The sequence below is a fragment of the Bradyrhizobium sp. WSM4872 genome, from assembly GCF_055811715.1.
This window is the reverse complement of the sequence record NZ_JBVVPT010000035.1, coordinates 1-14,483: the sequence shown is the minus strand read 5'-3', so window position 1 is coordinate 14,483 and position 14,483 is coordinate 1. Positions and strand designations below refer to the sequence as shown.

General features: G+C 64.5%; 13 protein-coding genes. 7 read left to right on the top strand and 6 right to left on the bottom strand.

Features of this window, described 5'->3' with window-relative positions:
- Positions 1-42: 42 nt before the first annotated feature.
- From thrS to AC0L3C_RS31470, 3 genes are all read left to right on the top strand, one after another.
- Complete coding sequence (gene thrS, locus AC0L3C_RS31480) at positions 43-2,112, top strand: threonine--tRNA ligase (protein WP_473409891.1); 2,070 nt, start codon at positions 43-45, stop codon at positions 2,110-2,112.
- Between the two features lie 93 nt (positions 2,113-2,205).
- On the top strand, positions 2,206-2,769 hold the full coding sequence (locus AC0L3C_RS31475) for a nitroreductase family protein (protein WP_473258745.1): 564 nt from the start codon (positions 2,206-2,208) through the stop codon (positions 2,767-2,769).
- A 63-nt stretch (positions 2,770-2,832) separates the two neighbouring features.
- Complete coding sequence (locus tag AC0L3C_RS31470; protein ID WP_473258747.1) at positions 2,833-4,101, top strand: serine hydrolase domain-containing protein; 1,269 nt, start codon at positions 2,833-2,835, stop codon at positions 4,099-4,101.
- Here the strand turns inward: AC0L3C_RS31470 and AC0L3C_RS31465 are convergent.
- From AC0L3C_RS31465 to AC0L3C_RS31455, 3 genes are all read right to left on the bottom strand, one after another.
- Positions 4,087-6,549 (bottom strand): putative bifunctional diguanylate cyclase/phosphodiesterase, encoded by a 2,463-nt coding sequence (locus AC0L3C_RS31465; RefSeq protein WP_473409890.1) that lies wholly within the window; start codon positions 6,547-6,549, stop codon positions 4,087-4,089. The genes AC0L3C_RS31470 and AC0L3C_RS31465 overlap by 15 nt on opposite strands.
- Before the next feature lie 1,034 nt (positions 6,550-7,583).
- Positions 7,584-7,823: a hypothetical protein gene (locus AC0L3C_RS31460; RefSeq protein ID WP_473258753.1), complete on the bottom strand. Its 240-nt coding sequence runs from the start codon at positions 7,821-7,823 to the stop codon at positions 7,584-7,586.
- Positions 7,824-8,179: 356 nt separating this feature from the next.
- Positions 8,180-9,253 (bottom strand): hypothetical protein, encoded by a 1,074-nt coding sequence (locus AC0L3C_RS31455; protein WP_473258755.1) that lies wholly within the window; start codon positions 9,251-9,253, stop codon positions 8,180-8,182.
- Positions 9,254-9,494: 241 nt separating this feature from the next.
- On the opposite strand from AC0L3C_RS31455, the gene AC0L3C_RS31450 reads away from it, so the two are divergent.
- The gene (locus AC0L3C_RS31450) at positions 9,495-10,535 is read left to right on the top strand and encodes a patatin-like phospholipase family protein (protein WP_473258758.1); all 1,041 of its coding nucleotides are present in this window, start codon (positions 9,495-9,497) and stop codon (positions 10,533-10,535) included.
- A gap of 17 nt (positions 10,536-10,552) precedes the next feature.
- Here the strand turns inward: AC0L3C_RS31450 and AC0L3C_RS31445 are convergent, their stop codons facing one another.
- Both AC0L3C_RS31445 and AC0L3C_RS31440 read right to left on the bottom strand, forming a co-directional pair.
- A complete protein-coding gene (locus AC0L3C_RS31445) occupies positions 10,553-10,981 on the bottom strand; it encodes a CBS domain-containing protein (RefSeq protein ID WP_007611784.1) in 429 nt (142 codons plus the stop codon).
- 189 nt (positions 10,982-11,170) lie between these two features.
- A complete protein-coding gene (locus AC0L3C_RS31440; RefSeq protein ID WP_473409889.1) occupies positions 11,171-12,007 on the bottom strand; it encodes a rhomboid family intramembrane serine protease in 837 nt (278 codons plus the stop codon).
- Between the two features lie 465 nt (positions 12,008-12,472).
- Here AC0L3C_RS31440 and AC0L3C_RS31435 point away from each other — a divergent pair, with 465 nt between their 5' ends.
- The gene (locus tag AC0L3C_RS31435) at positions 12,473-13,027 is read left to right on the top strand and encodes a PAS domain-containing protein (protein WP_473409888.1); all 555 of its coding nucleotides are present in this window, start codon (positions 12,473-12,475) and stop codon (positions 13,025-13,027) included.
- Between the two features lie 13 nt (positions 13,028-13,040).
- Here AC0L3C_RS31435 and AC0L3C_RS31430 read toward each other — a convergent pair whose 3' ends face one another.
- Positions 13,041-13,430, bottom strand: coding sequence for a COG4315 family predicted lipoprotein (locus AC0L3C_RS31430; RefSeq protein WP_473258765.1), 390 nt, complete (start codon positions 13,428-13,430; stop codon positions 13,041-13,043).
- Between the two features lie 146 nt (positions 13,431-13,576).
- Here AC0L3C_RS31430 and AC0L3C_RS31425 point away from each other — a divergent pair, with 146 nt between their 5' ends.
- Both AC0L3C_RS31425 and AC0L3C_RS31420 read left to right on the top strand, forming a co-directional pair.
- A complete protein-coding gene (locus tag AC0L3C_RS31425; RefSeq protein WP_473259426.1) occupies positions 13,577-14,083 on the top strand; it encodes a GNAT family N-acetyltransferase in 507 nt (168 codons plus the stop codon).
- 127 nt (positions 14,084-14,210) lie between these two features.
- The coding region (locus AC0L3C_RS31420) for a hypothetical protein (protein ID WP_473409887.1) at positions 14,211-14,483 on the top strand (273 nt) is incomplete at its 3' end.

The window sequence follows — 14,483 nt, the reverse complement described above, 5'->3', positions numbered from 1 at the left end:
TACCTGCGCTCGTTCGCAGGAGTGAGCCTCAGGAGACATGCCATGACCGACCAGCCCAAGGACCCGTCCAAGTCCGAACAGCCCAAATCCGAATCCGGCTTTCAGTACAGCCTCAGCAATTTGAGACCCGTGACCCCACCGGAAAAAATCACCCTCACCTTCCCGGACGGCGCCCGGCGTGAATACGCCAAGAGCATCACCGGTCTCGATCTCGCCAAGGGCATTTCGCCGTCGCTGGCCAAGCGCACGGTCGCGATGGCGCTCGACGGCGTGGTCTCCGACCTCGACGATCCCATCGAAGCCGATGCCAGGATCGAGCTGATCAACCGCGACGATCCGCGCGCGCTCGAGCTGATCCGCCATGACTGCGCCCACGTGCTGGCCGAAGCCGTGCAGACGCTGTGGCCGGGCACCCAGGTCACCATCGGCCCCGTGATCGAGAACGGCTTCTATTACGATTTCTTCCGCAACGAGCCGTTTACGCCGGAAGACTTTGCCGCGATCGAGAAAAAGATGCGCGAGCTCATCGCGCGCGACAAACCTTTCACCAAGGAGGTTTGGGATCGCGAAAAGACCAAACAGGTGTTCCGCGACAAGGGCGAGGCGTTCAAGGTCGAGCTGGTCGACGCCATTCCCGGCAACGAGCCGATCAAGATCTATTACCAGGGCGACTGGTTCGATCTCTGCCGCGGCCCGCACATGACTTCGACCGGCAAGGTCGGCAACGCCTTCAAGCTGATGAAGGTGGCCGGCGCCTATTGGCGCGGCGACAGCAACAACCCGATGCTGACCCGCATCTACGGCACGGCATTCTCCAAGCAGGAGGACCTCGACGCTTATCTGAAGCAGATCGAGGAAGCGGAAAAGCGCGACCATCGCAAGCTCGGGCGCGAGCTCGACCTCTTCCACTTCCAGGAGGAAGGTCCGGGCGTCGTGTTCTGGCACGCCAAGGGCTGGACCATCTTCCAGCAGCTGATCGCCTATATGCGGCGGCGCCTGGCCGGCGACTACAGCGAGGTCAATGCCCCGCAGATCCTCGACAAGTCGCTGTGGGAGACCTCCGGCCATTGGGGCTGGTACCGCGAGAACATGTTCGCGGCGCAGTCGGCCGGCGAGGAGGCCGAGGACAAGCGCTGGTTCGCGCTCAAGCCGATGAACTGCCCAGGCCACGTGCAGATCTTCAAGCATGGCCTCAAGAGCTACCGCGACCTGCCGCTGCGGCTCGCCGAGTTCGGCGTGGTGCACCGGTACGAACCATCCGGCGCGATGCATGGATTGATGCGCGTGCGCGGCTTCACCCAGGACGACGCGCACATCTTCTGCATGGAGGATCAGCTCGCCGACGAGTGCCTGAAGATCAACGAGCTGATCCTGTCGACCTATGCCGATTTCGGCTTCACCGGCGATCTCACCGTGAAACTGTCGACCCGGCCGGAGAAACGCGTCGGCACCGACGCGATGTGGGATCACGCCGAGCGCGTGATGGCGACGGTGCTGCGCGAGATCCAGTCGCAGAACAATCACATCAAGACCGAGATCAATCCGGGCGAAGGCGCCTTCTACGGGCCGAAGTTCGAATATGTGCTGCGCGACGCCATCGGCCGCGACTGGCAGTGCGGCACCACGCAGGTCGACTTCAACCTGCCGGAACGGTTCGGTGCGTTCTACATCGACCACGACAGCAGCAAGAAGCCGCCGGTGATGGTGCACCGCGCGATCTGCGGTTCGATGGAGCGCTTCATCGGCATCCTGATCGAGCACTATGCCGGCAACTTCCCGCTCTGGCTGTCGCCGGTGCAGGTGGTGGTCACCACCATCACGTCGGAAGCCGACGAGTATGCCAAGCAGGTGCTGGAGCAGGTCCGGCGTGCGGGACTTAGAGCCGAGATCGACCTGCGCAACGAAAAGATCAACTACAAGGTCCGCGAGCATTCGTTGGCCAAGATTCCGGCACTGCTCGTGGTCGGCAAGAAAGAGGCCGAGACGCAGTCGGTCTCGATCCGCCGGCTCGGCAGTGACGGGCAGAATGTCACGACGACGGCGGAGGCGATCGCGGCCCTCGTCGACGAAGCGACCCCGCCGGATGTGAAGCGGGCGCGCGGCGCCGTCTGACATCTGAAATCGGTCTAAACTCGCTTTCGGTTGCGGGCGTGCATTCCTATGTGGGGATTGCACGTCCGACGACCAGCCGAAGAGGAAACCGCAGTGCCCGACGCCATCGAACTCCTGAAGACCCGCCGCTCGGTCAAACCGCGCGAGATGTCCGGGCCCGGCCCCTCCCCCGCCGAGCTCGAGACCATCCTCACCATCGGCGCGCGCGTGCCCGATCATGGCAAGCTCGCGCCCTGGCGCTTCATCGTCTTCGAGGGCGATGCGCGCCAGCGCGCCGGCGAAGTGATCGCGAAGGTGTTTGCCCGGAAGAATCCCGGCGCGGCGGCGGCCGATGTCGAGACCGAGCGCAAACGCCTCAGGGATGCGCCGCTGGTGATCGGCATCGTCAGCTTCACCAAGCCGCATCCGAAGGTGCCGGCCTTCGAGCAGGAATTGTCGGCCGGCGCCAGCGTCATGAACATCGTCACGGCCGCGACCGCGCTCGGCTACGGCGCCTGCTGGCTGACCGGCTGGTTCTCGTTCGATCGCGACGTGCTGGACGGCCTCGGCCTCAAGCCGGACGAGAAACTCGCCGGCTTCGTCCATATCGGCAAGCCGACCAGGCCGAGCGAAGACCGTCCGCGACCGGTCCTTTCTGAAATCGTGACGCGATTTTAACCGAAGGCGTGTTGACGCCTTCGACGTCTTGCGGCTTTGATCCCGGCAAGGGAGGAGGCCCGGATGAAGCGTCGTGAATTTCTGGTCGGAGCCGCGCTGCTGGCCGGCACGATGGCGCGAAGCCGCGCCGCCGACATCCCCGCGCCGTCGTCCGACGGGCTCGACCGTATCACCGCGTATTTCGACAACGAGGTGACGAGCGGCCGGCTGCCGGGCGTAGTGGTGCTGGTCCAGCAGCACGGCAAGCCGGTCTATCTGAAGACTTTCGGCGTGCGCGACACCAGGACGGGCCTCGCGATGACGTCCGATACGATCTTCGCCATCCACTCGATGACCAAGCCGATCACGTGCCTTGGCGCGATGATGCTGATCGACGAGGGCAAGCTTGCGCTCGCCGATCCCGTGTCGAAATACATTCCTCTCTTCGCCGACACCAAGGTGGGACTGGAGGTCACCAATCCCGACGGCACGTTGCATCTGGATCTCGTGGCCCCCATCCGTCCCGTCAACATCGAGGATCTGCTGCGGCACACCTCCGGCATCAGCTACGACTATATCGGTGGCAAATGGGTCGAGCAGGCCTACAAGGCCGCCAATATCTTCGAAGGTCAGTTCAACAACAGGGAATTCGCCCAACGCATCGCGAAGCTGCCGCTGGCGCGGCAGCCGGGGACGCTGTGGCGCTACGGTCATTCCACCGACGTGCTCGGCAGCGTCATCGAGATCATCTCGGGCCAGACGCTGTACGCATTCCTCAAGCAGCGCATCTTCGATCCGCTCGGCATGAGCAGCACCAAATTCGCGCTGACGACCGAGGACGAGCTCGCGCGGATGGCACGGCCGCTGCCGAACGACAACATCCTGCTCGCCGCCGAGCGCGAGCGCCTGGACCATCCCGAATGGCAGTCCGGCGGCGGAGGACTGCTCTCGACCATCACCGACTATCAGCGTTTCTCGCAGATGCTGCTCAATGGCGGCGAGTTCGACGGCAAGCGCTATCTGAGCCCCGCCGCGTTCAAGGCCATGACGACCGATCACGTCGGGCCGGGCTCGGGCGTCGGACGCGATTACTTCTATTTTCCGGGCGACGGCTTCGGCTATGGCTATGGCCTCGCGGTGCGGACCGATCCCGGCAACGCCAGACCGCCTCCGCCCGGCTCGCTCGGCGAGTTGAAATGGGACAGTGGCAGCGGCACCTATTTCGGCGTCGATCCCAAGCTCGACATGGTCTACCTGCTGATGCAGCAGACTCAGAACGAGCGCAGCCGCATCACGCCCGCCTTCAAAGCGCTGGTCTATGATTGTTATCCGCCCGAGTTACGCCGCCCGTGAAGCACGCTGGCCGAAATCGGCGAGCAGCTTTGCGATCTCGGCGGCGGGCCGCGCCGCGCTGAACAAGAAGCCCTGCACTTCGTTGCAGCCTTCGGCGCGCAACCACGCGAGCTGATCCTCGGTCTCGACGCCTTCCGCGGTCGTGGTGATGTTGAGGCTGCGGCCAAGCCCCGAGATCGCGCGAACGATCGCGACGCAATCGGGCCGCCCTGCCAAATCCTTGACGAAGGAGCGGTCGATCTTGATCTTGTCGAAGGGGAAGCTGCGGAGATAGCTGAGGCTGGAATAACCGGTGCCGAAATCATCCATGGAGATGCTGACGCCGAGCTCGCGCAACTGATGCAGGATGGCGAGATTGGCGTCGGTCTCGGCCAGGAAGATCGACTCGGTGATCTCGAGCTCGAGCCGCTTCGGCGACAGGCCGGACTGCGCCAGTGCCGAGATCACGACCTGAACCAGATTGCGGCTTCGGAACTGCGCCGGCGACAGATTAACCGCGACCTTGACGTCGACGGGCCATTTCACCGCCTCGGAGCAAGCCACGCGCAGCACCCACTCACCGAGCTGGGTGATCAGGCCGATGTCCTCGGCGACCGGAATGAACTCCGCCGGCGAGATCATGCCCTTGTCGGGGTGATGCCAGCGCAGCAGCGACTCGAAGCCGGAGATGCGGTCGGAGGCGATCGAGACCAGCGGCTGGTAGTGCAGCTCGAACTCGCCATTGGCAAACGCGCGGCGCAGATCGAGCTCCATGTCACGGCGCTTCTGCGCCTGCAAATCCATCTCGCGCTCGAAGAAATGATGCACGCCGCCGCCGTCCGACTTCGCCCGGTACAGCGCCATGTCGGCGTTGCGCATCAACTCTTCCGACGTCACGCCATCACCCGGCGACAGCGCGATGCCGATGCTGGCGCCGATCACCATCTCCTGACCGTCGATCTCGTAGGGCGCCTTCAGCAGGTCGATCAGCAAGCTCGCGCAGGCGCTGGCCTCGTTGGGCCTGACGTCGGCCCCCAGGATCACCGCGAACTCGTCACCGCCGAGCCGGGCCGCGAGATTGGCGCCGCGGACCGCGGTGCTCAGACGGGCGGCAACCTCCTTCAACAGGCGGTCGCCCACCGGATGGCCGAAGGAATCGTTGACGTTCTTAAACAGGTCGAGATCGAGGTAGAGCACCCCGACCCGCTTTCCGCTGGCCTGGTCGAGCGCCTGCTTCAAGCGCTCCTGGAAGTATTCGCGGTTCGGCAGATCGGTGAGCCCGTCATGGTGCGCCATGTGGGCGATCCGCGCCTCGGCCTTGCGCCGTTCGGTGATGTCGACCACCGCGACCAGATAGCCGTCGCGATCGTCGAAGGCGACGCGGCGGCCGAAGGTCAACACCTCGATCTCGCTGCCGTCGGCGCGCAGATGCCGCCAGTTGCGCGAGGAGTGATAGGCGTCGCCGATGCGTTCGAGCGCCTCGGCGTGGCTGCCCCATTCGTCCTGCGGCCAGATCTCGTGCAACTTCATGCGCAGGAAGGCGGCGCGGCTGTAGCCGTAATGCTGGACCGCGGCATCGTTGACGCTGAGAAACTGCTTGCTCGCGGCGTCGAACACCCACATCGGCATCGGGTTGTTGTCGAACAGCAGGCGGAAAGAGGCGTCGCGCCGCTTCAACACAGTGACATCCGAGATCGTCAGCGAGACCACGTCGGCAAACGCGGTGGCGCTCAGCCGGAGATGGCGTCCGTCGTTCTCGATCTCGAGCTGCTCGCCGCGACCGCCGGAGACGGCTTTGAGCAAGAATTCCATGACTTCAACCGAGGCCAGCAGCGTGTCGCCCTCGCCGATCCGGCGCCACAGCAGGCTCGCGCCTTCGGCCTTCAGCAGCAGCGCCGCACTCTTGTTGTGGTGCACGATCTGGAGATCGAACGGCTTGCCCCCCGCATCGCGCAGCGTCGCCAGCGAGACCACCGCGTCGTCGGTCGACGCGAAGATCGCGTCCAGGAGATTGTATTGCGCGCCGCGTTCGTTGATGTAGGCGCCGACCAGCGTCGCGCCCCAGCGCGATGCGGTCGGCAGCGCCAGCACATCAAATGTCCTGACCATGCCGTCGCGCACGCAATGGGCGCTGGCCAGGTGTGGCCGCCCGTTGGCGAGCGCGCTCGCCGCGGCTTCCGACAGCGCGGTAGCGCAATCGGGCGAGAGCGCGGCGACCGGGATGTCCCAGCGCTCTTCGCCGAGCCATTTCTGCACGTAGCGTCCGCTGCGCGACAGTTCGAGCGCGCCGTCGCCCTTGAGCAGCGCGATGTGGTCGGCGAGCCGCCCCAGGCTGCCGAGCATCACGTCCTCGTAGCGCGGCAGCCGTTCGCCCGGCTTCAACGCGGCACGCCATTTGCGCTGAAGCACCGGGATGTCGTCGAACATTTCGGCGGCCGGTTTTCCCGACACTTTCTTCACGGCACTCATGGCAGTCCCCAACGCACTTTCCCGCCGCATCCAATGCAGCCGCGCTTAACGGTGTGTAAAGAGCGCACGAGCGCGGGTTCCGTTCGGCGATTATGACAGTTTAAAGTCGGGCGTTGGTTAGTGGGCGTTAGAGACTATGACGGTTGTGCGAAGGCGTTGCGGAGGCGGCGCGTGAGACCGAAGCTTTGGCGCACCGCTGCATCAGCAGTGTCGTTGCGAGCGCAGCGAAGCAATCCAGAATCTTTCCGCGGCGGCAGACTGGATTGCTTCGCTGCGCTCGCAATGACGGAATCTGCGGGTGGCAGCGTCGCTCTTTAAATTCGCATCTCACTCGCAGACACACCTTCGCCATCTCGCGGCTTGTTCGCCCGAGCTTTGCTTCGTCGCCTCACCCTCAATTGAAGGAGGGCGCAGGGAAGACCGGGTGCCGGCTGGCACCCGCGGTCCACTGTGCGAGATTGTCGTAAGAACAATGCACAGCGGCATACAGGTGAAGCCCAACACACGGCCTTCCCTGCGCAGTGGCTTTACGGCTTATGTCGTGATCTCCCCGGGGAGCGATGCACTATTGCCCCCGTCGCCTTGCGGATGGCTGACGCGCGTGCCCGGTTGGGCAACCCACATCACCGCAACACTTGGCGCACAGACCCCGGGCGCCAGGACCACACGATTTTGCCGTACGCCGATCACACCGGTCGTGTGCGCGACGCCTTCACTCACGGTTGCCCGCCCTGCGAAGTCCTTCGCGCCGATGTGACCAACGTCCACCGCCGTCCGGCCCGCGTTCGTGACGATCGCGATACGCCCCTCTTCCTTGGGCCGGAGTGAGGCGTGGATATGCTATTTCCGAATTTCGGTAAAGCGGAATATTTTTGGTGGCGCGCGTTGACGGACAGTTTCGGTGTTTTGCCCGACGGGCAACACACGGCCTTGTAGCCCGGATGGAGCGCAGCGTAATCCGGGGTTGTCGAAGGCGGACGCAGCGGTCCCGGATTGCGCTGCGCTCCATCCGGGCTACGGACCTTCGGACGCGACTAGTCCTCGCTGGACGTCGCCAAGCGGCTGCGCAGATGGGCCTGCGACAACAGAAAGAACAATGCGCGCTCGCCATGATATTTGGCGGACGGCCGGGTGCGCTCGAAGCCATCGGCAAATTTCTTGCCGGATTGGTCGCACACCTGCCACCGCCAGCCGAACCGCTTACGCCTGGTGAGGATCACTTCGAACATGTCGACGAGCTTGGCCCCTGCTCCTTGCCGGTCTCGCAGACGCACGAGCCTGCTCCGGCCTCCTCCGTTGGAGTGATGCCCGACATATAGCGCAGCAGGATGGAAAGCGACTAAAATTGATTATCGGAAATAGGTATCTTGCACCGGCTGTGAGGAAGTCGCGGCGTCGCTGGAATAAGCCGGCAGTGCCGGTGTTGGTCGGTCCTTCTTGGTAGCGCTGCCAGAGCTGTTCAAATCGAAACACCAACCAAATCGCAACGCCAAACCGGGCAGCGGAGAGCATCTGCTTTCGCACGCGGGACTGGCGGTAATACGATATGGGAGATCCGTGCGCTGAATGAGAAGTATTCACCAGACACGAAGACCTGCGTCGGGCCGCATGCGGGATCACCGCTCACGCACTACCGCGCGACGACTTCTACTTCGCCGTCGACGCCGTTGACGACGTTGAAGCCGCGCTCGTAAACCTTGCCCTCGTTCTTGGCGATGGCGCGGTATTCGCCTTCGGAGAGCACGACGCGCGGAAAGGCGCCGATCGATTCCTTGATGACGTCGCCGCCCGGGGTCAGCACCGACCAGGCGGTGTTGGCGAGCGCCTCGCCGCCCCTGTCGCTGACAAGCTTGAGCGTGATGACGGCGGCGCGGTGGGTGATGGTGACGTCGGTGAGCTTGCTGGCCTGGACGCGGATGTCCGAGCGCACCACCGAATTGGCATCACCGTAATTCGAGATGATGTAATAGGTACCCTCCGGCAGCAGCACGACGTCACCGGCGGCGACGTTCGGCACCAGGGAGGCGCGCTCGCCGGATTCGAACTGGCTGCCCTTGTAGATCGCGAACGAGATCTGGTTCTGCGGAATGCGACTGGTGCCGACGCGGCCCTCGATGCGCAAGCCGCCGGCGGGCAGCACGAAGGATTCCCGGTCGGTTTCGGCCTTCAGGGCGACGGTGCGCACCGCGCTGACCAGACCAAAGGCGACGTGCACGACGTAATTGCCGGGCGGCAGCACGATGTTCGGCGTGGCATTGCGGTCTTCGCGGATCAGCTTGAAGGTGCCGTTCTCGTCGGGACGATCGGCAAACACGCGCCAGACCAGACCGCTGGTGATCGGCGGGGTGTCCTTGCCGTATTTCGCCGTCAGCGACAGCACGCCCTGTCCGGGCACGGCCGCGTTGAGCGGCGGAGCGGACGGCACGGTCGTGACCGCGGGCGGCGGCATGCTGGGCGTGGTCGGCTGCAACAGGGTCGGCGGCAGGCTCGGCGGTCCGGCACCCGGGCCGGAGGGCGGCGCCAGGCTGACGGCACCGCCGGGATCTGGCACCGACGCGGGCGGCACCGGCGGCGGACGATCGGAGAAAAGCTGCGCCTGCGCAGCATTTTGGCCAAGAGTATAGAGGCAGGCAGCAAGGACCAGCGCCGGCAGCAGCGATGCGCTGCGCCGCCATCCGATGATGCCGTCACCCCCGAGAGTCATGCCACCTGCTTTTCACCGAAAACGCGGCAAATTCAAGCCTCTGACTCCCCGAGAAATACGGCCCGACACGGTTTTGGAACCTGGTTGACGCCTGCGTGATTACCCGAGAGGCAGCTGCGCCTCGCCATACTCTTGCCCCGTGCGCTTCCCAAACCGGCATAAACCATGCTTCGGCCCGGTTCTGGCGGAGCGCGAGTACGGTGCCTAGTCTGATGGCGGGTCCCGGCGTAGGAGAGTTTCGGTGCTGGACATATTGAAGGGTCGGGGTTCGAACAGCGATAGGGTCGCCGAGAAAGTCGGCCTGGGCAGCATCCGCCGGCCGGTCATCGGCCTTGCGCTTGGCGGCGGCGCGGCGCGCGGCTTCGCTCATATCGGCATTATCCGGACCCTGCTCGCCAACGGAATCGTGCCCGACGTCGTGGTCGGCACCTCGATCGGCGCGGTGGTCGGCGGCCTCTATGCGGCCGGCCGGCTCGATACGCTGGAAGAATGGGGCCGCAGCCTGCAAGGGATGCGCAACATCCTCGGCTATCTCGACATCCGCCTCAACGGCTCCGGCCTGATCGGCGGCGAGAAGTTGGCGACCCGGCTCGAGGCTGCCTGCGGCCAGAGCCAGATCGAGGATCTCCCGATCAAGTTCGCCGCCGTCGCGACCGAGGTCCGTACCGGCCACGAGATCTGGCTGACGCGCGGGCGCGTGGTCGACGCGATGCGCGCCTCCTATGCGCTGCCGGGCATCTTCTCTCCGGTCCTGATCGGCGATCGCTGGCTGGTCGACGGCGCATTGGTGAACCCGGTGCCGGTCTCGGCCGCCCGTGCGCTCGGCGCGGAAATCGTCATCGCCGCAAATCTTTCCAGCGACATCTTCACCTATTCGACGACGGTGTATTCGCACGGCGCGATACCTGAACCGGTGATCCCCCCGACCGAAGAGCCGGCGTCAAAGCGGCGCTTCCCGAGATTCTTCTCGCCTGAGAAGACGGTGAAGCGCGAGTTCTTCGGCGGCGGCAGCGCCCGGCCCGGCCTCTCTTCGGTGATGGTCGACGCCTTCAACATCATGCAGGACCGCATCACCCGTGCCCGCCTCGCCGGCGATCCGCCCGATATGCTGATCACACCGCGGATCGGTCAATTCGGCTGGTTCGATTTCCACCGCTCCGAGGACCTCATCGCCCTGGGCACCCGCGCTGCCGAGCGCGCGCTGGAGTCCATCCAGGAGGCAATCCAGGAACTTGCGCCGGCGCCCGAGGGCGCCGCGCCCAAAGCCGACCAGCAGGCCTGATCAGGCGGTCTTACTGATCAGGCGGTCTTGATGTAGTCGCGCAGAGCTTCCTGCTCGGACTCGTATTCCTGCACCCGACGCTTGACGATGTCGCCGATCGAGATCAGGCCGACCACCTTGCCGTTGTCGACCACGGGCAGATGGCGGAACTTGCCGGTGGTCATCATCTCCATGAGCTCCGCGACCGTGTCGGTCTCTTTGCAGGTGACCACTTTGCGGGTCATGACCTGAGAGACCGGCTCCTCCAGCGCGCCGGCGCCGCGCTCGCCGATCACCCGCACGATGTCGCGCTCCGAGAGGATGCCTTCCAGCCGGCTCTGGTTCATCACCAGCACAGCGCCGATCTTCTTCTCGCCGAGCAGTTTGACCGCGACCGCCAGCTTCGCGTCCGGCTCGACGCTCATGATCTGGTGGCCCTTGGTATTGAGAATCGAACGTACCGTCATTGTCGCCTCCCTGAATCGCAACCGTCCGCTGTTCGCGGTCCGGACTTGTTCTTCGAGTCTTCAACTAACAGTTTCAGCGCCGGTTTCACGCTCGGGCGCTTTGCGAAGCAAAGCCGCTAGTGGCCTGTCGCTTCGGAACATTCTTCTCGGGAATGATGGATGAATTCGGGCGGCGCCGCAAGCGCCGCTTCAAATGCGGTCTGAAATGTCCTGTGATGACGCATCCGCAGCATCGCTTCGCACGCGCGGCACGGGATCGAACAGCGTGAACAGCAACAGGCCGGCAAGGAAGCCGCCGATATGCGCCTGCCATGCGACGCTCGTGGTCTCGCTATCGACGCCGATCGCGCCGACGCCGAAGACGATGTTCACGCCGAACCACACCGCGAGGAAACCGAGCACTCGCCCGTCGCGCAGCGCGCGCGCCAGCGGCAGCGCCGGAACTCTTGCGGCGGTATCGGCATCCGATCGGCTGAACGACAGGAAGCTGCCGCGAACGAAGGCGAAGCGGATGGCCGCCGCCATCGCGCCGGACACCGAGGCCGAGGCGCCGATCATCGGCGCCACCGCGTGCTCATGGGTGACGAGATGGGCAAGCGCGCCGGCCGCCGCCGTCACCGCGAGGAACAGGAAGAACCTGATGGCGCCAAAGCGCCGCGCCAGCGCGCTGCCGAACGGCAACAGCCACAACACGTTGAAGCCGATATGGGTGAGATTGGCGTGCAACAGCGAATAGGTGACGAAGGTCCAGACCTTCGCGCCGGCCCCGCCGGGAATTTCCAGATTGAGCAGCGAGGAATCGTAGCGCTTCGGGATGAAGCCGAAGACGTCGATGGTCCAGTTCTCCAGCTCCGGCGGCAGCAGCACCCGCAGATGGATCACCGCGAGCAGGAGGATATAGGCGGTCAGCGCGAACGGCAGCGTCAGGATCGGCTCGCGCGGAGGCTCCCCGACAACGGCCGGCACCTCCAACGAAGCATCTTGCAACGGAGGATCTTGCGGCGGAGAATTTGGCGGGGAATCCAAGGCGGCTTCGCTTTCAGGCGCGATCGGAGCGACAGTCTTGACGACAGGCCTTGGAGATAGTCGCCTTTGCCCGCCCTGCGCAAGTGCACAAAAGGAAAAGGCAGGGCCCTGGGAAAGCCCTGCCTATCCGTGTCGGACTTCCGGTACCCAGAGAGACGGGAATATCCCCACCCCTCCCCGCGGCCGGTGACCAAACTGTTTGACGCCTGTGCACAGGCCTCGCCGAGAACCTGGAGAAAAGCGGCGAAGCTTGCGACCGCGGCCACCATAGCAGCGGGGCGGCGCACGGAAAGCGCATAGTTAATTTAACGTTAACGACGCAAAGGCAGCGCCAAGGGCGCCGAAAACGCCGCGGCGGCATGGACGCTGCAAAGTCCCTCCTGCACAACAACACAGGGATCGTGGCTGCACTGAAGCGGGACAGGTTTGTCCCGCAAGCTTGCGCCCCGGGATAAGCGTTCAGCCATGAAACATCCGTCGAGCCGCGAGTTCTTCGAATATTGGAACGAGAAGCGCGGTACTGCGCGGGCGCCAGACCGGGCCGATATCGATCCGGCCGCCGTGCGCGGCCTGCTCGGTGATATCTTCGTGCTGTCCTGCGAGCCCCATCTCGGCTTCCCGTTCCGCGTCGCCGGCACGCGCGTCTGCGCGCTCGCAGGGTGCGACCTCAAGGACTCGAGCTTCGCGGCGCTGTTCGACGAAGGCAGCCGCCGCGAGATCGAGGAGATCACGACCATCGTCGCCGACGAGAGCCTCGGCGCAATCGCCGGCATCACCGCCGCGCGCGACGACGGGAGCAAGGCGCATCTCGAGCTGCTGCTGCTGCCGTTCAATGCCCGCCCGCATACACCTGTGAGCGTGACAGGCGTGCTCGCGCCGTTCGACGACGAATGCGGCGCGCTCGGCCCGTTCACCCTCACCTCCTGGCGCTATCTGCACCAGCCGGAAAAACTGCTGCCGCGCGCGATCCGCAAACTGCAGATCGCACGCGGGCTGATGGTGTATGAGGGGCTGCGCTAGGAGTGCACCCCGCTCACGGCATCGCCAAATGCCAGGCGCCGTTCAGAAAGCCGTCGCCGGTGACGTCGCCGGGCTTGGTGTCCTTGGCGAAGGTGTAGAGCGGCTTGCCCTTGTAGGCCCATTGCTTCGAGCCGTCGTCGCGCGTGATGACGGTGTAGCCGTCGGCGGCGGCATCGCTCGCTTCGGCCTTCAGCACCGGCCAGTTGGTCGCGCAGGCACCATTACAGGCCGACTTGCCATCCGCGTCCTTGTCGAAAGTATAGAGCGACATGCCCTTCGCGTCGGTGAGCACATTGCCCTTGTCGGTCTTGCCGGTCTTGGTCGGCGGTGCCGCGAAAGCAGCGGGAACCATCGCGAGCGATATTGCGAGCGTGAGCGCGAGGCGGATCGAGGATGTCGTCATGGTCTCTCCTGTCATGCAATGGGCTTGCATGGGTAGGACGCCGCGCGAGCCGTCGTATTCCTGAGATCGCGGCAAAGATATTTTTCGCTGCGCGCATCGTCGCATCGGAATAAACTGGGATGATTGAGACGGAACGACGGATCGACATGAGCAAGCCGCATTGGCGTCCCGCCCGCGCCTCCGATCTGCCGGCGATCAGCGTGATCGCAGCGCGGATCCATCCTGATCTGCCTGAGCGGCCTGAGGTCTTCGCGGAAAAGATGCGGCTCTATCCTGACGGCTGCCGCGTGCTTGTCGCGGACGACGGGATCGTCGGCTACGGTCTCGCGCATCCCTGGATGCAGCACCGGATTCCGCCGCTCGACGGCTTCCTCGAGCAACTGCCCGGCCATGCGGATTGCCTCTATTTGCACGACGTCGCGGTGCTGCCCGACTTTCGCGGCGGCGTTGCGCGCGACTATGTCGTCGTGGTCGAACAGCTCGCGCGCGCGTCAGGAATCGCGATGCTCGCATTGGTGTCGGTCTACGCCACGCGGCCGCTGTGGCAGCGTCTCGGCTTTCGGCCGGTCACGGCGGATGCGGAGCTGCGGGCAAAGCTCGCGTCCTACGGCGACAGCGCAACCTACATGCTGCGCGACCTCGCTGCGACGTAACGTCCCTGCCCCGCCGGCGCAGCTCACGCCGGCGTGAAGCTATTCCCTCGAACCGGGTTCGATCAGCTCTCGTCCAAGAACTGTGCGGACCGTTCTGGTCTCGCCGAATCGAGGCTGGAGAATTTCCATGAAACTCACATTGTCGAAACTTGCTTTGCTTGCATTGGCTGCGACGGCCGCGTTCAGCGCAACCAGTGCCAACGCGGCTCAATTCCGGACCTATGGCTGCGATTCCGCTTTCTTCGAGGGCTGCGGCATCCTGATCGAGCAGCCAACGCCGAGCGGCAGAAGCCGCGTCAGCGTCACTCACGACACCTCGCCCACCTACATGAAGCAGACCGATCCCCGCTACATCTCGTCGATGCGCGATGCCGGCGGTGGTGGCGGCGGAGGTGGTGGT